The 23,485-nt window shown below is 69.2% G+C and carries 19 protein-coding genes; 10 read left to right on the top strand and 9 right to left on the bottom strand.

Annotated features, from left to right (window positions below; all coding sequences use genetic code 11):
• Positions 1-1,450: hypothetical protein (locus OOT46_RS04220; RefSeq protein WP_265402327.1), on the top strand; the 1,450-nt coding region annotated here is incomplete at its 5' end.
• 321 nt (positions 1,451-1,771) lie between these two features.
• Complete coding sequence (locus tag OOT46_RS04215) at positions 1,772-2,584, top strand: helix-turn-helix transcriptional regulator (RefSeq protein WP_265402326.1); 813 nt, start codon at positions 1,772-1,774, stop codon at positions 2,582-2,584.
• A gap of 24 nt (positions 2,585-2,608) precedes the next feature.
• Here OOT46_RS04215 and OOT46_RS04210 read toward each other — a convergent pair whose 3' ends face one another.
• From OOT46_RS04210 to OOT46_RS04195, 4 genes are all read right to left on the bottom strand, one after another.
• The gene (locus OOT46_RS04210; RefSeq protein WP_265402325.1) at positions 2,609-3,301 is read right to left on the bottom strand and encodes an ECF-type sigma factor; all 693 of its coding nucleotides are present in this window, start codon (positions 3,299-3,301) and stop codon (positions 2,609-2,611) included.
• 39 nt (positions 3,302-3,340) lie between these two features.
• Positions 3,341-4,354, bottom strand: coding sequence for a PHB depolymerase family esterase (locus OOT46_RS04205; protein ID WP_265402324.1), 1,014 nt, complete (start codon positions 4,352-4,354; stop codon positions 3,341-3,343).
• A 595-nt stretch (positions 4,355-4,949) separates the two neighbouring features.
• Complete coding sequence (locus tag OOT46_RS04200) at positions 4,950-6,203, bottom strand: trans-sulfuration enzyme family protein (protein ID WP_265402323.1); 1,254 nt, start codon at positions 6,201-6,203, stop codon at positions 4,950-4,952.
• Complete coding sequence (locus OOT46_RS04195) at positions 6,200-7,579, bottom strand: cystathionine beta-synthase (RefSeq protein ID WP_265402322.1); 1,380 nt, start codon at positions 7,577-7,579, stop codon at positions 6,200-6,202. The genes OOT46_RS04200 and OOT46_RS04195 overlap by 4 nt, the downstream gene beginning before the upstream one ends.
• Before the next feature lie 251 nt (positions 7,580-7,830).
• On the opposite strand from OOT46_RS04195, the gene OOT46_RS04190 reads away from it, so the two are divergent.
• Together OOT46_RS04190 and OOT46_RS30760 are read left to right on the top strand one after the other, a co-directional pair.
• Complete coding sequence (locus OOT46_RS04190) at positions 7,831-8,928, top strand: AAA family ATPase (RefSeq protein WP_265402321.1); 1,098 nt, start codon at positions 7,831-7,833, stop codon at positions 8,926-8,928.
• A gap of 103 nt (positions 8,929-9,031) precedes the next feature.
• Positions 9,032-10,846 (top strand): chitosanase, encoded by a 1,815-nt coding sequence (locus tag OOT46_RS30760; RefSeq protein WP_322114229.1) that lies wholly within the window; start codon positions 9,032-9,034, stop codon positions 10,844-10,846.
• Between the two features lie 42 nt (positions 10,847-10,888).
• On the opposite strand, the gene OOT46_RS04180 is transcribed toward OOT46_RS30760, so the two are convergent.
• Positions 10,889-11,128 carry a hypothetical protein gene (locus OOT46_RS04180; protein ID WP_265402320.1) on the bottom strand — a complete coding sequence of 80 codons (240 nt, stop codon included), beginning with the start codon at positions 11,126-11,128 and terminating at the stop codon, positions 10,889-10,891.
• Between the two features lie 30 nt (positions 11,129-11,158).
• Complete coding sequence (locus OOT46_RS04175; protein ID WP_265402319.1) at positions 11,159-12,676, bottom strand: sigma-54-dependent transcriptional regulator; 1,518 nt, start codon at positions 12,674-12,676, stop codon at positions 11,159-11,161.
• 358 nt (positions 12,677-13,034) lie between these two features.
• Here OOT46_RS04175 and OOT46_RS04170 point away from each other — a divergent pair, with 358 nt between their 5' ends.
• The 3 genes from OOT46_RS04170 (at position 13,035) to OOT46_RS04160 (ending at position 16,016) form a co-directional block, all read left to right on the top strand.
• Complete coding sequence (locus OOT46_RS04170; protein ID WP_265402318.1) at positions 13,035-13,388, top strand: hypothetical protein; 354 nt, start codon at positions 13,035-13,037, stop codon at positions 13,386-13,388.
• A gap of 306 nt (positions 13,389-13,694) precedes the next feature.
• Complete coding sequence (locus OOT46_RS04165; protein ID WP_265402317.1) at positions 13,695-14,258, top strand: hypothetical protein; 564 nt, start codon at positions 13,695-13,697, stop codon at positions 14,256-14,258.
• 177 nt (positions 14,259-14,435) lie between these two features.
• A complete protein-coding gene (locus OOT46_RS04160; RefSeq protein WP_265402316.1) occupies positions 14,436-16,016 on the top strand; it encodes a M28 family metallopeptidase in 1,581 nt (526 codons plus the stop codon).
• Between the two features lie 113 nt (positions 16,017-16,129).
• Here OOT46_RS04160 and OOT46_RS04155 read toward each other — a convergent pair whose 3' ends face one another.
• A complete protein-coding gene (locus tag OOT46_RS04155; RefSeq protein WP_416136146.1) occupies positions 16,130-16,432 on the bottom strand; it encodes an HU family DNA-binding protein in 303 nt (100 codons plus the stop codon).
• 253 nt (positions 16,433-16,685) lie between these two features.
• On the opposite strand from OOT46_RS04155, the gene OOT46_RS04150 reads away from it, so the two are divergent.
• The 3 genes from OOT46_RS04150 to OOT46_RS04140 all read left to right on the top strand — a co-directional run bounded on the left by OOT46_RS04150 (position 16,686) and on the right by OOT46_RS04140 (position 19,124).
• Positions 16,686-17,192, top strand: a complete 507-nt coding sequence (locus OOT46_RS04150; protein WP_265402315.1) for a response regulator — start codon at positions 16,686-16,688, stop codon at positions 17,190-17,192.
• A complete protein-coding gene (locus tag OOT46_RS04145; RefSeq protein ID WP_265402314.1) occupies positions 17,179-18,168 on the top strand; it encodes a chemotaxis protein CheB in 990 nt (329 codons plus the stop codon). The genes OOT46_RS04150 and OOT46_RS04145 overlap by 14 nt, the downstream gene beginning before the upstream one ends.
• A 173-nt stretch (positions 18,169-18,341) precedes the next feature.
• Positions 18,342-19,124 (top strand): flagellar brake protein, encoded by a 783-nt coding sequence (locus tag OOT46_RS04140; protein ID WP_265402313.1) that lies wholly within the window; start codon positions 18,342-18,344, stop codon positions 19,122-19,124.
• A 13-nt stretch (positions 19,125-19,137) separates the two neighbouring features.
• On the opposite strand, the gene OOT46_RS04135 is transcribed toward OOT46_RS04140, so the two are convergent.
• On the bottom strand, positions 19,138-22,782 hold the full coding sequence (locus OOT46_RS04135; protein WP_265402312.1) for an ATP-binding protein: 3,645 nt from the start codon (positions 22,780-22,782) through the stop codon (positions 19,138-19,140).
• Positions 22,779-23,483, bottom strand: coding sequence for a DUF4194 domain-containing protein (locus tag OOT46_RS04130; protein WP_265402311.1), 705 nt, complete (start codon positions 23,481-23,483; stop codon positions 22,779-22,781). The genes OOT46_RS04135 and OOT46_RS04130 overlap by 4 nt, the downstream gene beginning before the upstream one ends.
• Positions 23,484-23,485: the final 2 nt, after the last annotated feature.

Genomic DNA, 23,485 nt, shown 5'->3' with positions numbered 1-23,485 from the left:
GGAGTGCTTGCCCGTCCATGCGCGCCGGGGAGCATGGAGCTACCGGGCCGGCCGTTTTGTGCTGCGCCATCGGATCGCGGTGGGGGTTGCGACGGTGGCCAATCTGGCGATGGTGGCCGGCCTCACCTTCGCCGCATATCAGGCCTACGAGGCCAATCGAGAACGAGAACGGGCCGAGCGCCACTTCGCCAATGTGCGCCAACTGGCCAACGTGTTCATCTTCGATGTTTACGCTGCCATCGACACCCTGCCGGGTAGCGTCGACGCGCGCAAACTGATGATCCAGACGGCGCTGGACTACCTGGAGCGCCTCAGCGCCGAGCGTCGCAGCGACCTGAGCTTGCAGATCGAGATCGCGCGAGCCTATGGACGCATCGGTGACATCCTGGGCGGGCCGAATCGACCCAGCCTGGAAGACAAGAAGGGAGCCCACCGTGCCCGCAGCAAAGTGAAAGCGCTGCTCAAGCCGGTCCTCGATAGCACCGGGTCGACCTCGCCGGCACATCGTTTGGCGCAAAACGAAATGGCGAAGGTGCTCAATCGAGAGGCTTCGGCAATCATGTTTGACGGCCGGGCCAAGGAGGCGGTGGCCTTGCTCCACCAAGCGCTCCCGCATGCGGAGGCGGTGACGACGCTCGAGCCGCGTGCGCTCCCGACCGTACTCAGCAACCTCGCGCTCGCCCACAGCGCCGCATGCGACGACGCCGGCTACGAACGCTACCATCAAAAGACGTGGCAGGCATGGCAGGAGCTGCTGGCGAAGCAGCCCGCCGACACCGATGCATTGATGGGGCTGGTGTACTACCACAATCAGCGCGCCTTTCATCTGCTCGGAAGAGACGCGTCCCCCGACACCGCGCGCCTGGCGGCCCAGGCAGCCCGGCTCACCTTGCAGACCGTCGCGTCACTGCGCGGCAAGGCGCCCGATAACGCCGAGATCGCACTTCACGAGGCCTTGGCTCACGGGCACCTCGGCTTTGCACTCGGACGCACCGGGCACTGGTCCCAGGCGGCTGAGGAACTGCAGTCCGCCTTGGCCCTGACCCGATCGGAGATCCAGCGGGAGCCGCGCAATATCTTGCTCCAGACGGCCCTGGCGGAGATGGAGGTCAAGCTGAGCCAGGCACGGCTGGCCCTGCACAGGACCGACGACAGCGTCGCCCTTGCGCGCGCAGCCGTCAGGCGATACGAGGCCTTGCAGGATGACGTTCGCAACGAGAAGTACACCCTGAACTGGACGGCGCAGGCGAACTATGCACTTGGGCAGGCGCTACTCAGGCGCAGCGCGACTTCCACCGCGTCCAGCGCAGCGGCTGACGGACGTGAAGCCTGCGATCGATACGGCCGCGCTGCGAAGCTGCTGGAAGCCGCAGAGCGAAAGGAACCCAATTGCGCCGGCGTTCTGAGCACGGAGACCGTGCGGCAGGCGATGCGGAAGTGCTCGCCCTGACGGGACATCGACCGCCCTCGACGGACCCGGCACCGGCCCAGCGCACGCCGGGCAATGTATTCCCTTGTATCGCCCTGATCTCTCCTCCAGCTCCATTGCGCTCTATGTCGCAAGGGGCCGAATCTCGGCCCGCCACTGCGGGAGACGAGGGTGCAGACAGATGAGCGGCCTGGCAAGCAACTGCGGCGATTTCCAACAGGGTCAGGCGGACACGCAGTCCACCCGAACTCCGCCGACGACCCGGACGTGCTGCTGTTTCTCGACCCACCCCGTCACCCCGACCCACGCCGGCCTACCGGATCGACAGGGGCAGAGTCCGGTGTGCACCCGGTACTGGCCGAGCTATGCGCGGCTGAAGATTTTGTCGACCGCCGTCGAGTGGTTCACTCGGCCCTGGCTGCACTCGGTCTGTCGACCCTCGGCTACATCTGCATGACCTGGATTGGCAAGACGCCAACGCCGCTGGCAGCGTGCACCGCGCACGAGGACCCAGGCTGGGTGCGACGCTATATCGCGCGCCACCATTGCCGCGTGGACCCGCGCCTCCGACACGCCGCGTCGGCTGCACTGCCCCTGATGTGGCAGACCGAAGGTCTGGCGATGCTGTCGGCCGATGCCCGGCCGTCGGCTGCTTTGCTCGAATTCATCGCCGAGTTGGGCGCGACAGGCACCGGCAGCGGTCTGACGTTGAGCCTGCCGGGAGACAGCGGGCGGGAACGTTACTTCATCACCCTGACATCAAGCGCTGACACCACCGACATGCTGCGGGACGTGCTCGGCCCGGCCGTGGTGCTTGCCCTGGCCGTGCACGATTTCTACACCTGCCATTGCGCCCTGCCCACGCATGCCAAGCTTCGCGGCGCGCCGCTTACCCCCCTCTACCGGCGCATCATGCAGGCCTTGCTGCAGGGGCTTCCGGACAAGGAGATCGCAGCGACGCTGGCCTTGACGCGATCCAACCTCGACTACCACATGCGGCAACTGCGCAAGCGCTTTGGGGCGCACAACCGCCTGCAGCTGTTGCAGGCCATGAAGGGAGCCACCGACGCCCCTGCACCGGACACAGCGCCCGGTGCGCCTCAGCGGCAGGGCGAATCCCCCGCCCGCTCGCTCACCTCACCGCCAGGCGGGTAGGTTGATCAGAACGCCTCGTCGGTCTCACAGGCTGTCGGACTGGCCGGCCTTGTGCGGAGAACGGTCCCCGCCTTTCAGCTCGCGGGCCAGCCAGATCCTGGCGGTGGCCGCCTCGCGCACCACCGTCGAGGGCGAAACGCCGAGGACGGTGGCGGTTTCCTCAACACTCAGCCCGCAAAGGAACCGCATCTCGACGACGCGCGCCTGCCGGGGGTCCAGGTCGTCGAGCCGGCTGAGCGCCTGGTCCAGAGCCATCAGATCGGGCAGATCGGACGCTGACCGCCTGGTTGGCTCGATCAACGCGTCTGCCAGGCCCTGCTCTTGCAGTGCATCCAAGCTTTGAATCGCCTCTCCGCCCCCTCGTTTCGCGGCATGCCGAGCGCGCGCAAGGTCCACGAGCACATGGCGCATCAAGCGCGATACGCAGCCGTAGAAATACAGCCGTGAAGGCCAGTGCCCCGAGTCAAGGCGCACGATACGCAGGAAAGCTTCGTGGACCAGATCGGTGCCCTCCAGCCCGTGGCCCTGTCCAGCCCGCCGCAGGTGCCGCCGCGCCAAACGCCGCAGTTCCTGATAGACGAGTGGCAGCAGGCGGTCCAGGGCTTGCTTGTCACCGCGCGACCAGAGCCACAACAAGGTCGTGATGTCCCCCGACCCGTCGGTGCCGTGAGCGGACGGGGTCCTGCTGGGGGCAAGAACCGATCTCAACTTCTGCATGGTGTGTCGTGCCTGTGCGGTCCCGCGGTGCAAGACGGTTCATTCGGCGGCGGCGCCACCACTCAGATGGTCGACCATCGCTTTGATCGCCTGCATTTGCGGGCCGCCTTTCTTCGCATAGTCGGGGCTGGTGTAACCCCACCAGTCCCAGCAATGGTAGAGCTGCGCGTCGTTGGTCTGCGGATACAGCATCACGATGTTGTTGGTGTCAGCCCAGCGGTTGTACCCGGTGTCCCGCACATATTGCTGGCCCAGGTCCATCGTGCTCTGCAAACAACCGTGCAGCACCACATGCAGCTTGCAGGTGGCGCCCGCCGAGCAGGCCCGTGGCACATAGATCCAGGCGGTGTCGGCGATGCCGTGCTTGCGTACCTTGGCCGGGGCCGCGGGGATGAAGGCCGTCTGGTCGAACTCGATGAAGCGCCCGGACGGCGCGCCATCGCTGCGCGGGTTCAAGGGGCCGTAAAGATGCTGCAGCAGGGCGCCGGCCAGGTCGAAGCCGCAGTTGTTGATGTACGGTGTCCACGACGCGGTGCAGTCATTGCCGAATTCGTCGGTGACCATCGCATGCCCAGCTGGGACATCCTTCTTGTAGGCGATGTTCCCCGCCGGCACGAAGTTCTTGTAGTAGGTCAACAGATCGTTCATGACCGGGGTGATGACCGTCCTGTCGTTAGAGCCGGAGAACAGGTAGACCTTGGAGGACCTGAGGTTCTCCACAGGGTCGAGGTCACCCTTCTCGGCCCAACTCTCGGTGATCTCCACCAGGCGGGATACCGGAATCGGGTTGATCTGGATCCGCGTGCAACTGAGGCTCACGGCCACCTCATCGCCTTGCGCGCAATAGAAGGGCCCGCCCGCCACCACCCCTGCGCCCGTCTTGAAAGTCGACGAATAGGCGACGTGGAGCTGCACCGCCGCGTAGCCGCCCGAGGACAGCCCCGAGACGGTGGTCTTTGACGTGTCGATCGCCAGCGTCGGCAGCGGCTCTGCCGCCTGTGATGCCCCGGCGATGCCCATCAGGGAGGCGCCGATTGATAGGGCGGCCGTCATCTTTTGGGGGAATTGCATGGTATGTCTCCGTCCATGAATTTTCATTGAATGATTTCTTTCCGCACACCGGCCTGCTGGGGTCGGCGTTCGCCTTATTGCAGGCCGGCGGCGCCGGCGCTTCAGGGCGCCAGTGGTCTGGCTGCTGCCCCGCGCCGAGCGATGGGCCTCGATGCCGTCCTGATCGACCGCGGCCGCTGGCTGGCTGCAGGTCGTGCCCGGGTGCAGGCCTGCCTCCACCCGTCTTGTCGACCCCGGCATGAATCGCCTGTGTCGGTGGGCGGCCCTTCTTGGTGCAGTGCGCCGGAACGCCCGGTCCCCGGCAACCGCAAGGCCGTGGGACTTGGGGTCGTGAGACCTGCGTGACCTGACGCTCCGGCTCCATGCCCATCCTCCTCAAGCTCCGCACAGGGACGGCGTTCTCAAGGAGGAAAACGACTTACAAATGTTCGGGAGGTCGCGATGGATACAACTTCACACCGATTCGGCAGGGCGCTGTTCATCTGCCATCGACAAGCCGTCGATTCGGACAGACGACCGGGTTCAGCGGCGCTCGACACCATCGACGCAATGCGCGTCTCCGCTGGCGGAACCCGCTCTAGATGGCTGCCAGCGCTTGTTCCAGGTCGTCCCGCAGGTCGTCCACGTCCTCCACGCCGACCGACAGCCTGACCAGGGCGTCGCCGATGCCGAGCCGGGCACGCTGCTCGGGCGGGATGGTGGCGTGGGTCATGATGGCCGGGTGCTCGATCAGGCTCTCGACACCGCCCAGGCTCTCGGCCAGCGCGAACAGCCGACAGTGTTCCAGGAAACGCCGGGCGCCGGCGCTGTCGGTGGCGAGATCGAGCGAGATCATGCCGCCATAACCGTGCATCTGGCGGCGTGCCAGCGCATGCTGCGGGTGCGAGGGCAGCCCCGGGTAGCGCACCCGCGCAACCTTGGGGTGTCGCTCCAGCCAGGCGGCCAGCGCCTGGGCGTTGCCGACGTGCCGTTCCATGCGCAAGGCCAGCGTCTTGAGGCCGCGCAGCGCCAGGAAGCTGTCGAAGGGCCCGGCGATGGCACCTACCGCGTTCTGCAAAAAACCCAGGCGCTCCAGCCACCCGGCCTGGCGCGGCTCCCGCCCGACGACCGCCACGCCGCCGATGACGTCCGAGTGGCCGTTGAGATATTTGGTGGTCGAGTGCACGACGACGTCGAAACCCAGCTCCAGAGGCCGCTGCACCCAGGGACTGGCGAAGGTGTTGTCGGCCACGCTGATGAGACCTCGCGAGCGGCAGATCGCGGCGATGGCGGCGAGGTCCGCCAGCTTGAGCAGCGGATTGCTGGGCGTCTCTACCCACACCATGCGGGTCTCGGGACGCAGGGCTGCCAGCAGGCGCTCAGGGTCGCCCAGGTCGACGAAACTGAAGTCGAGCGCGGCGCTGCGCCGGCGCACCCGCTCGAAGAGCCGGTAGCTGCCCCCGTAGAGGTCGTCGCCCGCCACCACGTGCGCGCCGGCGTCGAGCAACTCCAGCACCGTCGCGATGGCCGCCAGGCCGGAGGCAAAGGCAAAGGCCTGGGCACCGCCTTCCAGGTCGGCGATGCAGCGCTCCAGCGCCCAGCGCGTGGGGTTGTGGGAACGGCCGTAGTCCAGCCCCTTGTGCACGCCGGGACTGGACTGCACGAAGGTGGAGGTGGCATAGATGGGCGGCATGATCGCGCCGGTCGAAGGGTCCGGGGACTGGCCCGCATGGATCACGCGAGTGGCGAAGCCGAGCGGACGCGCGGGGCTGTCGGAAGCCGTGCGGGCGGTCGCCGGGATCGCTGCGGGAGAGGGTTCAGCCAGGCGGTCGGTGGGGAGGTCGGGCGTCATTGAAGGGTCCTGCGCAAGTGGTTCAGGAGGTCGAAGCGGGTGATCAGACCGTGCAGCCGCGAGCCGTCGGCGACGAGGGCCACCAGACCGCGTGCCAGCACGGCACGCAAGGCGTCGAGGCCCGCGTCGGGGGCCAAGGTCTCCAGCTGGGTGCTCATCGCCGAAGCGACGCTGCGGGCATAACGCGAGGGGTCTTCCTGCACGTCCAGCAGCAGGTCCGACTCGTCGATCACACCGACGAGCCGGCCCGCGTCGAGCACCGGCAGTTGCGACACATCGGCCTGCCGCATGCGCTTGAAGGCCGTGAGCAGGCTGTCCTGGGGTGCCACGCTGACCACTTCGCCCGCGTCGAGCGGACGTGCCACGAGATCGCGCAGGTCCCCGTGGAGCGGCCGCTTCAGCAGTCCTTCGTCGAACATCCACTGGTCGTTGTAGAGCTTGGAGAGGTAGCGCGTTCCGGTGTCGCAGACGAAGCTGACGACCCGCTTGGGCCTGGCCTGGGCGCGACAGTAGCGCAGCGCCGCGGCCAGCAAGGTGCCGGTGGACGAGCCGGCGAGGATGCCCTCGACGCGCAGCAGTTCGCGCGCAGTCGCGAAGCTTTCCGTGTCCGGGATCGCATAGGCCTGGGTCACGCAGCCGAGGTCGGCGATCGGCGGCACGAAATCCTCGCCGATGCCTTCCACCGCCCAGGCACCCGGCGGCCCGTGCCGCCCGGTCGTCACCTCGTCATGCAGGATGGATCCGAGCGGATCCGCCAGCACGAAGTCCAGCCCCGGCCTCACGCGGCGGAAAAACCGGCTCAGACCGGTCAGCGTACCGCCCGAGCCGACGCCGACCACCACCGCGTCCAGTTCATGACCGCACTGCTCCCAGATCTCGGGCGCGGTGCTGTGCTCGTGGGCCAGCGGGTTGTCAGGATTGTTGAACTGGTCGGCGTAGAAGGCTCCCGGAATCTCATGCGCCAGGCGCGCGGCGTAGTCCTGGTAGTACTCGGGATGCCCTTTGCCGACATCCGAGCGGGTCAGGTGCACTTCGGCGCCCAGGGCCTTCAGGTGCAACACCTTCTCGGTGGACATCTTGTCCGGTACCACCAGCACCACCCGGTAGCCCTTCGCGCGTGCCACCAGGGCCAGGCCCAGTCCGGTGTTGCCCGCGGTGGCCTCGACGACCGTGCCGCCCGGTTTCAGCCGGCCGTCGCCCTCCGCGGCCTCGATCATCGCGCGCCCGATGCGGTCCTTGATCGAACCGCCCGGGTTCTGCGATTCCAGCTTCAGGAAGAGCCGGCAGCAGCCGGTGTCGAGACGGGTGACCGGCAACAACGGCGTGTTCCCGATCAGATCGAGCACGGCCGGTTGTGCGGCCAGGGGTGCGGACATGACAGGCTCCAGGGTGTGCGGCGCACTGCCGGGCACGGCAGCCGCCTGGCCAGATCTTGCCCGGCCTTGTGGCAGGGACCTCACGATAAGCCCCGGAGCGCGATAGGGCTGCCTCCCATTTCAGATAAGTTCGTGAGAGAAACGCGTCTCCCGCGGTGGCGAAGCGAAGGGACTCCCGGGCTCCCGTGCTGCTGTTTCCGTGAATTTCCACCTCGCTTGGAAATTTCCGGGTTTCATGGAAAACTACGGAAATGGCGACCGATTCCTGGCGTTATCCGCGCCCCCAGCTTGCCGCCCACTACCTGGGACTCCTGGCCGACGCGCCGCGCCGGCCGCTGGCTGTCTTCGGTCCACGACAAACCGGCAAGACCTATTTCCTCACCCACGATCTGACGGAGGCCGCCACCGACAGCGGCCTGCGGCCGGTGTACGTCGACCTGTGGAGCCAGCCCGACCCGCTCGGCGCCATCAACACCGCGCTGGCCTCCGCGCTGCGGGCCCTGAACAGCCAGGTGCAGCGTACCGCGGTGACACGTGTCGGCGCCTTCGGGCTCAGCGTGGGTCTGGCGGCGCCGCCCGCGCTACCCGAGGGCAGCGACGCCCCCGCCTGGCTGGCGACCCAGTTCGCCGAGCTGCGCCGACTGGAGCCGACCCGCCCGGTGCTGCTGATGCTGGACGAAGCGCAGACTCTCGGCAAATCCGGCCACGGCGACGCTGCGATGAAAGCCATCCGGGCGCTGTTCAATGCCCACCCCCAGGGCCTGCTGCTGCTGCTCACCGGCTCCTCGCGCTCGCAACTGCTGGCGCTGGTCGGCGACCACAGCAAGACGGCCTTCAAGCTGGCCGCCCACATGGACTTCCCCCTGCTGGGCATGGAGTTCGTGGCCTTCGTCGCGCAGCGCTACCAGGCTGCCAGCGCCCGTGACGTGGCCCTGGCCGATCTCGACTGGGCCTTCTCCCAGCTGCTGCACCGTCCCGGCGAGATGATCGACTTCGTGCGCTACTGGATCACCGACGCCCCGGGCCGCGCTGTCGCCGAGGCGCTGGCCCGCTTCAAGGAAACCAGCAGTCCCGACGTGCTGTTCGAGGACATCTTCGCCGCTTGCACGGCGCTGCAGCGCGCGGTGCTGCGCGAACTGGTCGGCGAGGCGCCGCAGCTCTTCTCCAAGGCCACCCGCGAACGCATCGCCGCCGCACTGGGCCTGAGCGACGCGGTGGCGCCGGCCTCGGTGGCCAATGCCATCCAGCAGCTGGAAACCCAGGGCATCCTGGGCAAGGTGCAGCGCGGCCGCTATGCCTTCGAGGACGAAGGCTTCCGGGCCTGGCTGCAATCGGCCGCCGACACCTGAATCCCAATATCAGGACACAAACGGTGTCCAAGCTCCTCCTATGCTGGGCCAGCCGGGGCGGTACTGCCCGGCGCCCTCACAACAAGCACGCACAGGAGAAGCGATGCACCGCCCTAGCCCCCCGCCCCGACCGCAGGCCTGTCCCCAGCCCTGCAGCGACGGCACCCGCCGAGCCGAAAAGCCGGCTTCCCGATGTATCTCTGCGGAAAGAACCGCAACAAGGGCTGCCCCGGCGCCGCTGCTGATCGCCCTCCTGCTCACCGCGGCCTGCGTCGCCGCCGGCAACCCGGCCCACGCACAGACGACCAACGCCGCACCGCTGCCCATCTCCGCGGCCGGCGCCCGCGCTGACCTGAGCGAGCCGCGCATGAAGGACATCGCGATGCAGCTCGTCTCCAGCGCCGAGAACTCCTCGCTCGACTGGCGCGCCCAATACCAGTACATCGAGGACATCGACGACGGCCGCGGCTACACCGCCGGCATCGTCGGCTTCTGCTCCGGCACCGGAGACATGCTGATGGTGGTCGAGGACTACACCCGGCGCTCGCCCGGCAACCCGCTGGCCAAGTACCTGCCCGCGCTCCGCAAGCTCTACGGCTCCGACTCCCACGCAGGCCTGGACCCGCATTTCACCTCCGACTGGCGCAAGGCCGCGCAGGACCCGGCCTTCCGCCAGTCGCAGGACGCGCTGCGCGACAGCGTCTACTTCAACCCCGCGGTGCAGCAGGCCAAGCAGGACGGCCTGCGCGCGCTGGGCCAGTTCATCTACTACGACGCGATGGTGATGCACGGCCCGGGCCCCGACAGCAGCAGCTTCGGCGGCATCCGCAAGAAGGCCTTGCGCAAGGCCAAGCCGCCGGCCCTGGGCGGCAACGAGGTCGACTATCTCAACGCCTTCCTCGACGCGCGCGTCGCGGCGATGAAAACCGAGGAGGCGCACAGCGACACCAGCCGCGTCGACACCGCCCAGCGTGTGTTCCTGCGCAAGGGCAACCTCGACCTGCAGCTGCCGCTGCAATGGAAGGTCTACGGCGACAGCTTCCGCATCGACGCAGCCGACGGCAACCCGCCGCCGCCGGCCCCGCCACCGCAGCAAGGCGTCGACGCCGACGGTGTGCAGATGTTGTTCCCCTCGGCCACCAAGGGCACCACGCGCCGGCTGGGCAACCAGGACCCCAACACGACACGCACCATCTACCTCGAGAAAAAGCAGAAAGCCTGGCCCGAAACCGCCGGCGTGCTGCGCTACTGGAACACCGAGTCCTACCCGCTCAACTACGCCAGCGGGGGCAGCGGCTGGACCATGCGCCTGCACCTGCTCGCGAAGGAAGGCGAGCAGTACTACACCTGGAAGAACCAGAAGGGCTACCTGGGCAGCAGCGCCGACTTCAAGAACCAGGAGTTCACGGTCTACCTGCGGGTGCATCAGCTGCTGGACGCGGAGCGAGCCCAGCTGCAGATGAAGATCCGCGGCGGCTCGCACAGCAGCGGCCGGCCCGACGCCGCCTCCACGGTGATGATGACACTCGGCCCGGCCGGCGGCAGCCGGGTGGCGCGCTTCGCCAAGGAGCTGACGCATCCCGACTACGACTACGTGAAGCTGACGCCGAAGTTCGACGCCTCGCTGACCGAGAACAGCTGGATCGGCCTCAAGTTCGTCAGCTGGAACGACCCCACCAGCCGGCTGCGTGTGGTCAACCGCCTCTACCTCGACACCACCCCCTTCGACGCCGACGGGCGGCCGCGCAACCAGTGGCGGCTGTTCAGCGAATACATCGATGTCGAGGGCCAGAGCACGGGCAAGTACTCCAAGCTGGTGCGCTGGGCCGGACCGCTGTCCACCCTGCGGGTTGACGGCTACCAGCGCATCGACTTCGCGCTGCCTTCGGTGCGGGAGATCCTGCCGCCCGCGCCCTGACGCTGGCGGCGTCGGGCCGCTTGCCAGCCCGGCGCCGCCGGTTCAGTGCCGAGCCGTCTTGCCCGCAGGCGGCGGCTCCTCGTGGTGCAGCGCCCGGACATCCCCGGGTGTCAGGCCGCCCTGGCCGACCGACATGTCCATGCCGGCACCCGGATCCTCCTCGCCCGCCACCGACTCCACGGACAGGTCGACCTGCGGCACGTCGGGATGCGGCGTGTTCTGTCTCGGCGGGGCGCCGAGGTCGGGCTGCCCGGGTGGCACTTGCTTGTCCTGTCTTTGCATCGGGAAACTCCTGTGCGGTTCACGGCGTGGTTACGAAGGCCGGCCCTCGGTGGCGTCGCCGTCGGCCGGCTCCTCTTCGGAGCCGGGATCGGGCACGTCCTGCAGACGGTAGTCGACCAGGCGGCTGTAGAGTGTCTTCTTGCTGATGCCCAGCAGACGTGCGGTGCGGTTGCGGTGCCCTCTGCAGATCCTGAAGGTTGCCAGCGTCACCGCCTTGTAGGCGTCGGCGAGCTGCATGCCCAGCGGCAGCTGCACGGTGAGTTGCGGGTCGCCCCCGTCGTGGCTGCGGCACAGCGGCATCAGCTCGATGTCCCGCGCCTGGATCACGGGGCCGCTGGCCATCAGGAAGGCCCGCTGCACCGCGTTGCGCAGCTCGCGCACATTGCCGGGCCAGCTGTGGCGCGACAGGCGTTGCAGCGCTTCCCGGGAGAAGCTGCGTTGCACACCCTCGCGCGCCCGGCACTCGGCCAGGAAACTTTCGGCCAGCAGGGGCAAGTCCTCGATGCGCTCGGCCAGCGAAGGCACGCGCAGCGGGAAGACCTTCAGGCGGTAGAGCAGGTCGTCCCTGAGCCGGCCGCGGCGGACGGCTTCATCCACGCTGCAGTTGCTCGCCGAGATGAGCCGCACGTCGCTGCGCATGGCTTCGACCGCACCGACCGGCCGGAAGCTGCCGTCCTCCAGCACGCGCAGCAATTTGACCTGCAGCTCCGGCGGCATCTCCGTCACGTCGTCGAGCAGCAGCGCGCCACCGTGCGCCAGTTCGAACACCCCGCGGCGGCGCTCGTGCGCGCCGGTGAAGGCGCCGCGTTCGTGACCGAACAGCTCGCTTTCAATCAGCTGGGGCGAGAGCGAGCCGCAATGCACCACCAGGAAGGGCTTGCCGGCACGCCGGCTGGCCTCGTGGATGGCCTGGGCCACCAGCTCCTTGCCGACGCCGGTCTCGCCCTCGATCAGCACCGGGAGGTCGCTGCGCCCCACCTTTGCGATCGCGCGACGCAGCGTCTGCATGTCGGGCGCCGTGCCGAGCAGACGATGGGCCGCCGAGGCCGGCCGTTCCGCCGCGTGCACGCTCGGGCCGGCGCGCACGGACACCGCTGCGGCGGCGGGCGGCATGCCGGACGGGGCACGGGCGATGCTGCTCAGCAGCGATTGCAGCTCGGCGATGCGCACCGGCTTGGTCAGGTAGTGGGCGGCGCCACGCCGCAGCGCCTCGATGGAGGTCTCGACGCTGGCATACGCGGTGACGAAAACGACCGGCACCTGGTCCAAGGCCTCTTTGGCATTGAGCAGCTCCATGCCGCTGCCGTCCGGCAGGCGGAGGTCCAGCAGCACCACGTCGGGCCGTCGCCGGGCGAGTTGCAGGCGTGCGTCCTGCAGGCTGCGCGCGGTCGCCGTGGAGTAGCCCTCGGTGGCGACCAGCCGGGCCAGCGTCTCCGCTGTGGGCCCGTCGTCATCGACGATCAAAGCGTGGGCCGGAAGGCGGCCCTGGGGCGGCCGGACCGGACTCGACGGCCGCTGCGATGCACTCCGGCTGTCTCTGTGGTACATCCATCTCCTCCGTGGTTCTGTGTCACCACTGCAAGGTCTGTTCCTGCGCGACGCGGACCCCGGCAAGGACGGCAGGGAAGTTTCGCGGCCAGAACCCGGGCCGTACTGCGCCGCCCCGGCCGGCACCCTCCCGGCCTCGGTCGGCGTGCCCGGCGGCGCCTCGGTATGCGCTACACGGCGCGTAGACCCTACACCTTCTGCCAGGAAGATGAAACCCCGGAACCACCCCTGCACGCCCCTCCTGCACCCGGCGTGGCGCGGCGGCGCCGCGCCTTGCCGCATGCGCGCACGTGGCTTGCTGTCGCCCATGACCGCACGCCGCCGGCGCTGCGGCCTTCAACATCGAGGAGTTATACCCATGAGCAAAGCATCACTGGCCCGACTTTCCCTGTCCGTGCTGATCGCCGCCCTGGCATCCGCCGTCGCAGCGCAGACCGGCGCCGGCGGCAGCACCGGTGCGGGCACCGGCACCTCATCCCAGGGGGCAGGCCGCAGCGGGCCAGGGTCGCCGGAACCCGCCGCGGCCGGCGGCACCGGCACGCAGGACACTGCCACGCAGGGCAGCGCCGGCACCAAGGGCGCGACCGGCAGCACCGGCAAGAGCGCCGACGAGAAGAAGCGCAAGAACAAGGACAAGGCAGCCACCGGCACAGAGGCGGGTGGCACCGGAAACACCGGCTCGACGGGCAACACCAGCGGTACCCAGCGCTGAGCGGTGAGGGCTGCGCGCCGGCGCAGCCCTTCCCTGCCGGACAGGACAGCCGGCCGCCTTCGGCGATCCTGCCGACTTCTCCTGGTCAGCGTCCGGTCGCGAGCCACCCTGGCCTGCACGGCCTTCTCCTGAACTCCCGCCCCTTATCACCGTGTCACACATGTCGTGATCGACAGGTTCCTGCGCCCCAGGAAACACTGTATATTCGTACAGCTTCAGGCCGGCCGAGATGCCGGCCCCCCGCGGCCCCCGGTGCTCAGCCACGCGCGTGCAAGCCGCCCCACCACGACAAAACCAAGGACATCCATGACACACCGCGTCAAGACGGCGTGGATCGAGCGTTGCGCCGCGCGCCTGCTGGTGCTGCGGCCCTCGCTGCTGTCGGAGCAGGCACTCCGGCTGGCACGTGAGCGCTGGGAGCACCAGTCCCTGCTCGATCCGGAAGAAGCCGCCAACTCCGAACTGCGCTGGGAGGACAGCTCCGAGCCGTCGCCCACCCCCTCCCGCGTGCCGGCGGCGCGCGACCTGATCGAGGGCCCGTCCTTCCGCATGGGCGGCCTCACGCTGCAGCCGCTGGCCATGGGCAGCCGCCACGAGTACTTTGCCGCCGCCCGCATCGAGGGCGTTCACGACGGCCTGCCCTGCCGCCGGCGGCCGGTGTGGACCGGCCGCAGCTACCTGCATCCCTCCGAGGCGCTCGAAGCAGCGCGCTGGCTCTCGCAGGCCCTGGTCCAGCAGGGCCTGCGCCGCAGCCCGGCCGCCGGTGTCGAGGCCGGCTCCCGGACGAGCGCAGAGACCGGCCAAGAGCTCGACCAGGACACCGACGCCCCGGCCGGCGTGCAGACCAGCCACCGGGTCGCGCTGTCCTGAGGGCCATCACGCGGCCAGAAGCGGCCGACTGGAACGGCTGCGTTACGGCTTGACAAGGCGGCTCCGCCTTTCACCCACGAATACTCCTTCAGCCCCTCAACAGCCGCTCTTGCGTCGGTCCGACCGGGAGCGTCGCGACTCACCGCACACACGGTACTCAAGGAGAAGGAGAAGACGATGCAGCAGACACATGCGTATCCCCACCCCAAGCGCCTGCCCTGGCTGGGCGCATCCATGACGGCCGTCGTGCTGACGCTGGCCGGCTGCGGAGGTGGCGACGGTGACAGCGGCGGCGGCGACGAGGCCGCCGCCGGCCTGCCCGCCGCCCCGCAGGCGCCCCGCCTGGGCTGTGCGGCAAGCGGCAACAACGTCATGAAGGCCCTGCTCGACTGCGTGACGCTCGATGGCGTGATGGCCCACCTGCAGGCGCTGCAGCAGGTCGCGGATGCCAACCAGGGCACTCGCGTTGCCGGCACCACGGGCTACGACCAGTCGGTTGCCTATGCCGAGCGGGTGTTGCGCGAAGCGGGCTACCTGGTGCGGCGCCAGGAGTTCCAGTTCCAGACCTTCGTCACCCGCAGCCCCAGCGTGCTGCAGCAGCTCGCACCCGCCGCCCGGGTGCTGGAGAACCGCATCATGGCCTACTCGGGCAGCGGCGATGTCAGCGCCCCGGTCAGCCTGCCTTCGGGCGCGCCCACCGGCTGCGAGGCGGCGGACTTCGCTGGCTTCCCGGCCGGGCGCATCGCGCTGGTGAGCCGTGGCACCTGCACCTTCGCGCTGAAAGCCAGCAACGCCCACGCCGCCGGGGCCACCGGGGTGGTGGTCTACAACAACGTGCCCGGTGACCTCAACGGCACGCTGGGCAGCGATTTCGCGCTGGAGCTGCCGGTCACCTCGGTGAGCCAGGCACTGGGCCAGCAGCTTGCGGCCACCGCAGGCCTGGTGCTGCGACTCAAGACCGACACCTTCCGCGGCCTCGCCACCACCAGCAACGTCATCGCCGAGTCGCCCGGCGGCGACCCGTCCAAGGTGGTGATGGCCGGTGCCCACCTCGACTCGGTCAACGAGGGCCCGGGCATCAACGACAACGGCACCGGCAGCGCCGCGGTGCTGGAGACCGCGGTCCAGATGGCCGGCATCAAGACGCGCAACAAGCTGCGTTTTGCGCTGTGGGGCGCGGAGGAGTCGGGCCTGGTGGGTTCGACCCGGTATGTCGAGCAGCTGCCGCAGGCCGAACGGGACAAGATCGCGCTGTACCTCAACTTCGACATGATCGGCTCGCCCAACCCCGGCTACTTCATCTACGACGGCGACAACTCCGACCAGGTCGGCGCGGGACCCGGCCCGGCCGGCTCCGAGCTGATCGAGAAGACCTTCGAGAGCTTCTATCGCCAGCGCGGCATCCGCTTCAGGGGCACCGATTTTTCCGGCCGCTCCGACTACGGCCCCTTCATCGAGGCCGGCATCCCGTCAGGTGGCCTGTTCACCGGTGCCGAAGAGATCAAGAGCGCCAGTGACGCGGCCCTTTGGGGAGGTACCGCGGGGCAGGCCTATGACCGGTGCTACCACCTCGCTTGCGACACGATCGCCAACGTGAACCGCACCGCCTTGGAGATCAACGCCGATGCGGTGGCCTACGCCACCCTGGTGTATGCGATGAACACGCGAGGGCTGGAGGCACGCCGGCCACAGGCTGCGATGCAGCGCATGGCACCTGCGCGCCTGAGCTGGCCGGAGCATCCGCCCGTCACGCAGTGAGATCCGGCGTCAAGGCCGGAGGTGCTGCCGGACCACCGGCCCGGCAGCGCAGCCGCTCCATGCAGCGGCGTCAAGCATGGCCGCCTGCAGGCGGCCGATGCCGGGAGGACGGTTTACTTGGCGGCCTTGCGCTTGGCGGCCTTGGGATCCACGGCGGCCTTGAACTTGGCGCCCGGGACGAACTTCGGGACCTTGGTCGCGGGGATCTTGATCGCCTTGCCGGCCTGGGGATTGAAGCCAGTGCGAGCCGCGCGGTCGGCGCGCTTGAAGGTGCCGAAACCGATCAGTTGCACGCTGTCGCCCTTCTTCACGGCCGTCACGATGCTGTCCACCACCGTGTCCAGGATACGGCCTGCGGCCGCCTTGGTCAGTTCGTGCTCGGAGGCGATCTTTTCGATGAGTTCAACGCGATTCATTCTCTGGGTACTTCCAATTGCAAACTTCGCCTCCGCTGTTGCGGAGTGCGGCCCTCGCGGTATGCGGGGCGGCGCAAGTGTAGCGGGCCCGCGGCGGGTAGGCCGGAAGTTCTTCACGCCGGCCGCCCGATGCTGCCGGCGCCCGGAACCCGCGGCTGCACCTCCGCAGCAAGGGTTACTCGGTGAGCCAGGGCGGCCGGTGTTATCTTTTTCCTTCCCCCTGCGCCTGGCGCCCAAGGAAAGGAGGGATCCTATGAACACCCCCTTCCCGTCGTTTCCCTCGGGCAGCAGACATGCCGCACCGAAGGACCTCGACGGGACCCCGCTGCGGGTCCTGCTGGCCGACGACGACGCGGTCAGCACGATGACCGCCCAGGCCGCCCTCGAGAGCTTCGGCTGCTCGGTGACGCTGGCGGCCGACGGTGTTTCGGCCCTGAAGACCGCTGTCGACGGCTGTTTCGACCTCCTCCTGGTGGACTACCACATGCCCTACATGAACGGCCGCGCCGTCGCGCGCGCGCTGCGGGCGCTGGAGGCGGCCAAGGGGCAGCACGCCACCCGCATCGTCGGCCTGTCGGCCGGCGCCTCCGCCGAGGAGCGGCGCCAGTGCCTGGACGCCGGCATGGACGCGGTCCTGCCCAAGCCCTTCGTGCTCGCCGATCTGCGCAAGCTGGTGCTGCGCTGGGTATCGCCCGAGAGCCCGCAGGCGCCGCACATGCCGCCGCACTTGACCCGCGGCGACACACGTGGCTCGGCGTGACGTGGTTGTCATCGGCGCCTCCGCCGGCGGCGTCGTCGGGCTGCAACGCCTGGTCGCCGGATTGAGCGCCGACTTCCCGGCCACGCTGCTGGTCGTGCTGCATGTCGGCGCGCACCACAGCACCTTGCCGGCCCTGCTGTCACGGGCCGGCCCGCTGCCGGCCTGCCGTGCGCGGCACGGGGAAGCCGTGCTGCCCGGCCGCATCTATGTCGCGCCGCCGGACCACCACCTGCTGGTGGCCCGGGACACCCTGCGGCTGACACGCGGCCCCAAGGAGAACCACAGCCGCCCGGCGGTCGACCCCTTGTTTCGCTCTGCCGCGGTCGAGTACGGGCCGCGTGTCGTCGGCGTCGTGCTGACCGGCTACCTGGACGACGGCAGCGACGGCGCCCGGGCCGTGGCCGAGTGCGGTGGCGTCGTGGTCGTGCAGGACCCGGCCGAGGCCTTCGCCCCTGAAATGCCGGACAGTGCGCTGCGGGCGGTCCGGACCGCCCAAGCGAGCCCGCTGGCCGAGATACCGGCCTTGCTGGAGCAATTGACCCGTGAAGAGCTCGCCTTGCCCCCGGTCGCCGTGCCGGAAACCTTGCTCGTAGAGAACGCCATCAGTCTGCTGGAGGGACATTCCGTGGAGGAACTGAAGAAGATCGCCTCGCCCTCTTCGCTGACCTGCCCCGACTGCGGTGGCTCGCTGTGGCGGATCAAGGACGGGGAGCGCCCGCGCTTTCGCTGCCACACCGGGCACGCCTTCTCGGAGCTGGCCTTGCGCGATGCGCAGCGCAGCGCCACCGAGGAGAGCCTGTGGTCCGCCGTGCGGTCCCAGCAGGAGGAAGCCCTGCTCGCTCAGGAAATGGCGCAGTCGCTGCGCTTGCTCGGCGAGGACCGCCGTGCCAAGGCCGAGGACGTCCGGGCGCAGAAGCTGATGCAGCGGGTGAAGGTGTTGCGCAGCCTCCTGGAGGAGCAGGAAAGCCCGCCCTGAACCGCCGCCACGGCCTTCCAGGCCCTCGCGCGGGTCACGCAGCGGCCGGCTCAGTGACGCAGTGCTCGTTTCATGCAAGTCGCCCCTGCAGCGGCCGCCGGCGGCGCAGTTAAGCTCGGGCGGCCCCGGGGGACTGCACCGCCCGGCCTGTTCCAAGCACACCGAGACCTGACGTGGGCCCGTCCTTTCCCCCCCCGCCTCGCGCCGAGGCCGCCTTCGAGCCGATCGCCGACGATGTCGACATCGGCCCCTACCGCCTCGCCGACCGCGCCGACATCGCGGCCGCCCTGCAAGCCCTGGTGGCGCCCGGTGTTGCGGTGGCCGCGCACCCGACCGAGGGCCGGCCCGCCGTGCCAGGCCGCCTGCTCGCGGTGGACCCGGAGGCCGGCTGCCTGGTGTTCGAAGCCGACGCCGCCGAGCCGATGGCGGACGGGCTGCTGCTGCTGGTGGCGGTGCAGCACGGCGTCAAGCTGCAGTTCATGCTGGACACCCCGCGGCACGCCGAGCCGAGCCGCCCCTGGCGCCTGTCGGCGCCCCTGCCGAGCGAGCTGATCCGCCTGCAACGGCGCGAATTCCACCGGCTCGACGCACCACTGGGCCGGCCCTATGTCGCGGAGTTTTCTCTCAACGGCCAGCCCTACGAGCTGAACGTCTACGACCTCTCGCTGGGCGGCGTCGGACTGCGGGCTTCGCCCCAGGACGCGCCCCGCTTTTACATCGGCCGCCGCCTGCCCAAGGTGAAGCTGGAACTGGGCGACGACGAGATCCTCGTCGCCGACCTGGAGATCCGCCTCTGCCGTGCCTTCCGCTCGCACCTGCTCGGCGAGCAGTTCCACGTCGGCTGTCGTTTCGTCGACCTGGCACCGGCCGCCCAGGCCCAGCTGCAGCGCCTGGTGACGCAGCTCGAGCAGGAGCGGCAGGTGCTGATGGGGTCGGCGCGGCGTCCGCCTCGCTGACGCGCCCGCCGGTTCAAGAAGCCGGGGCCGGCTGCAGCGCCGGCTCGTCCTCGCCTTCAGCCGCCTCGAAGGCCAGCCGTGCCTGCTCGCGCGCCAGTTCGCGCTGGCGCCGCCACAGCTCGCGCATGCGGTCGCCCTTGAGCAGGCGCTCGTCGCAGTCGGAGATGAAGTCCAACTCGCCGTTGTCGATCGGTTTCAGGCGCGTGAAGCTGTACTCGCGCGTGAACTCGTCGCGCAGGCTGCCGGCCTTCATGGTCGGCATCGCGCTCAAGACCTGCAGGTCCAGTTTGTCGCGCAGGAAGCCGAGCACCGCCCGGGCGCGCGGCTCGTCCATCTTCGAGAAGCTCTCGTCGTTGGCCAGCAGCTTCAGGCTGGGGCCCTTCTCGAACAGCTTGAGCCGGTTGGTCACGACCGCGGCCCGCACGATGTAGGCGGGCGTCTCCAGCTGACCGCCCGAGCCGGTGCCCCATTCCGACAGGCGGATGCGGCCGCCGCTGTCGGACTCGTTCCAGATCTCGTAGCGGCGGTAGTTGCGGTAGTCGGCGATGCGCATCAGCTCCTTGGTGGCGCGCTCCTGGTCTTCGTCCAGCAGCAGTTTTACCAGCCGGTCGCGCACCTGCACATGGCGCGCCGACAGCGCGACCTCGCCGAACAGGTCCACCGTCTCGGGCGCGTCGGCCAGCTCGGCCACCGCCTTGAAGAAGGCGTAGTAGTCCTCGAACTCCGGCTCCCAGCGCGACCAGTCGATGTCGAAGCGGTCGGGCCCGAAGCTCAGGTTGCGCAGCTCGTTGTTGAGCTGGCGCAGGGTGCGGATGCCGTCCTCCACCCGGCTCTTGATCTCGACGCAGAACTGCTTGGTGAAGACGTCGTGGAAGGACTTCTCCGCCTTCTCCAGCTCGCTGCGATTGTGGTACAGGCCGATGCTGCGCAGGCCGTCCAGCGTTTCCTGCACCGAGCGCCCGAGCGCCACCAGCGGGGCGTAATTGGCATCGAAGGTGGCACCGTCATGGTGGTGCGGCAGCGCCACCGCGAAGCGCTCCTCGGCGCGGCACTGGCTGTTGTAGGCCGCCAGCGACTCGCGCACCTCGCCGAGCAACTGATCGGGCTGCTTGTTCAGCAGCTCGAGCTTGCGCCGGAGGGCGTCGAGGTCCGGCGTGCCGGCCTTGAGCATGTCCTCGACCTCCTCCGAGAGCACGCTGTAGTTGCGCTCGGGGTTGGCCTCGCAGAGCCGCTTGAGGCGGCCGATCTGCACCTCGCGGGCCTGGAAGCGGGCGTCCTGGCCCTGGCGGATCTGCCGGATCGCCTGCTCGGCGGCCTCGATGCGCGCTTCGGCCCGGTTCATCTCGCGCTGCGCGGCCTCGATGTTGGCTTCGTAAGCTTGGATTTCGGCCACGATGCGGCCGATCTCGGTTTCCAGGTCGTTCAGCTCGGCCAGATTGAGCTGCGACAGCGAGCGGCGCGCGGCATCGATGATGCGGGCCGCCTCGGTCAGCGGCGCCGCCTCGAAACGCGGCTCGCGCAGGCTTTGCAGCGGGCGCTTGATGCCCTGCAGCTCGGACGCCAGCGTCTGCAGGCGCTGCACATCCTGCTCGGCGCGCTCCAGCTCGCCGCCCGCCTGGGCCAGCGCGGCCTCGCGGGCGTGGCGGCCGAACACCAGCTCGCGGTTTTCGGTGGCGAACAGGGTGCGCGAGCCGCTGCCCTTGCCGTCGCGCGTCAGCCCGCGCGGCGTGCGGCGCAGCTCTTCGGAGGAGCGCACCTTGACCACCCCCCCGTACTGCTCCACCAGGTAGGCCTCGGCCACCGGGTTGGCGGTCTTGAGCTCGTGGATGATGGAGTCGGCCGGCACCAGACCGGGGTTGGCGCGCTTGAGGCACAGCGAGCCCTGGATGACCTTCGAGCGCAAGCCGCGCGCCTGCACGAAGTCGATCGCGCGGGTCTCCCAGTCGGGATCGACGACGAAGTTGAAGCGCGCATGGTCCAAATAGCCCTCGATGGCCGGCTGCCACTCGGGCGACAGCGGCTCGATCAGGTCGCACAGCACCTGCACATGGGCCTGCGGCAGCGACTCGCGCATCAGGTCCAGCGCACGCGCCACCTGCGGCGGGTAGTTGCCGCCGCCGGCCACCAGGCGCGACTTGCGCGCACCCAGCTCGCGCACCGCGCGCTGGGCCTCCTCCAGCCGCTGTGCCAGCGCGACCTCCTCGGCCGCCACCGCCAGCGAAACGCTGTCCTGTGGGCCCACCAGCGCCGCGTGCACGGCCTCGATGCCGGTGTTGGCGCCGTCGAAGGCCTGCGCCAGCTGCTGCAGGCGCGCGCTGTTGAGCTCGGCGTCGCCGGCCGCTGCGGTCACCGCATCCTGGTAGTCGGCCAGCCGGTCCAGCGAGGTGGCGGCCAAGGTGCGGGCCACCCGCTTCACCGCGGAGCGCAGCTTGGGAAAGTCCTCGGGCAGGTCACGCCCGCTCAGCTGGCGGGCGGTCTGGTCCAGCAAGCCGGCGGCCATCAGCGCACGGCTCAGACCTTCCAGCGTGACGCGCGCGGTCTGGGTCGCGCCCTGCAGCTGCTTGTCCAGGTCTTCTTTCTGGGCATGCGCGGCGATGCCCAGCTTGCGGGCCTCCAGCCCGATGCGGCTGGCGTCGAGCGAGGCGCGCCGGGCCTGCCAGCCGGCGATCTTGGCGGCTTCCTGCTGGATCAGCGTCCGGTCGTCCTCGATCTGGCGGGCACGCGTCGCCTGAGCCTCCTCGTCGGCCTGCAACTGCAGGCGCGCCAGCAGCAGGTCGTGCTGCACCTGCTGCTCGAAGGCGCCGGTGGTCTGCCGCACCAGGCCATGCAACTCGCTCAGGCGCGCCACGCTGGCTTGCAGGCGCGAGCCTTCCTGCTTGAGATGGGTGACTTGGCGCATCAGCCCGCCGATACGCTCGATGCTTTCCTGCAGCAGCTTGGCGTCGAACTCCAGGATCTCGTCGCGCACCAGCTCGTGCACCGAGCCGATGGGCCGGTAGGCGATCGACTGGCACCAGGCGCGCGCCGCGCCTGCGGCCTCCTCCCAGCCGGTGCTGCTGCGGCCGCGGAAGCGGCCGAACAGGCCGCACAGATAGTCCTTCTTCAGTTGCCCGTAGACCATCACGCGCGGGTATTTCGCCTTCAGCCGGCGCACCACGGCGTCGACCGGCACCCACTCGCCGGCCTGGGCGTCCTCGAGGAAGTCGCGGTAGCTCAACACCGCGTCATCGACGATGACCAGTTCGAGGCGCTCCAGCTGCGCCTGGCGGCGCTCGGCCGGCCCTTCCACGCGGGCCGAGGCGGCCACCAGGGCGGTGAAGGGCCGCAGCTCCTCCTCGTCGCCGTCGGGCCGGAACACCGCGGCGATGTAGCCCTGCGCACCGTCGGGGCGCGAGAACTTGCTGTACTCGGCCCCCACCACGTAGGACTCCAGCGTGCGCTTGGACTTGCCGCGCCGCTGGTCCTGGCTGACCTCGTCCTGGCCGGGGTTGTAGTTGAAGATGCCCTTGTAGGCCGCCGTCATGACGGTCTGCAAGGCATCGAGCATCGTGGACTTGCCCGAGCCGGTCTCGCCGGTCAGCAGCGTCATGTTGCCCATTTCGTAGTCGCCGGGGCGGATCTGGCCCCAGTTGACAAGCACCAGCCGGTCCAGCTTCATGATGCGACTCCTTCGGCCTGGGCGGCCCCGGCTGCCGGCTCGGCTGCAGCCTCGGACTCGGCTTCGATGCGGCCTTCGGCCTCCAGCGCCGCAGCCAGCGCGTCGTTGCTCACCACGCCCAGGATGGTCGGGCGGATCGCCAGGTAGGCGTCCTCGTCGGCGATCGAGAAGGTCGAGGCATAACGCAGCAGCCGGTGGCGCTTGAGCTCGGCCAGCAGCGCCATGCGGTCGGTGGTGCCGGCCGGCAGCGGCCGCTTGATCTGCGTCTGCAAGGTGGCCGCCAGGTCCTCGAAGCTCACCAGCGCCTCGCCCTGGGGGTCGATGTAGCCGCCGTTGAGGCGCTCCTGGTAGAGGAAGCGCAAGGCCAGCGCCGCGGCGACGAAGTCGGCCGAGACGCGCGCCTTCAGTGAAGGCACCGGCTCCAGGGTGTCCTCGGGCAGGCCGTCGACCACGGCGCCCGGGCCGTAGAGGCGGAAGAACTGCGCGTTGCTGTCATGGTGCAGCAGCAGGCCGGCCAGGTCGAAGTAGTCCGACAGCAGGCCCTCGACGCGGCGTGCGTCGTCGTAGAGCAGCTGCTCGGTGCGGTCCTCGTCGCGCACCAGCACGCCCCAGGACAAGAGCCGCGTGATGAGTTCGCGGAATCGTTCGCGCGAAAGGTTGGCTTGTGCAAGCTGTTCCTGCACGGAGGTCGTCAAGCTCATCT

Origin of the sequence: Aquabacterium sp. A7-Y (genome assembly GCF_026153205.1) — a bacterium.
GTDB lineage: Bacteria > Pseudomonadota > Gammaproteobacteria > Burkholderiales > Burkholderiaceae_C > Caldimonas.
Note: the sequence above shows the minus strand (reverse complement) of the source record. Positions and strands in the feature narration are given on the sequence as shown.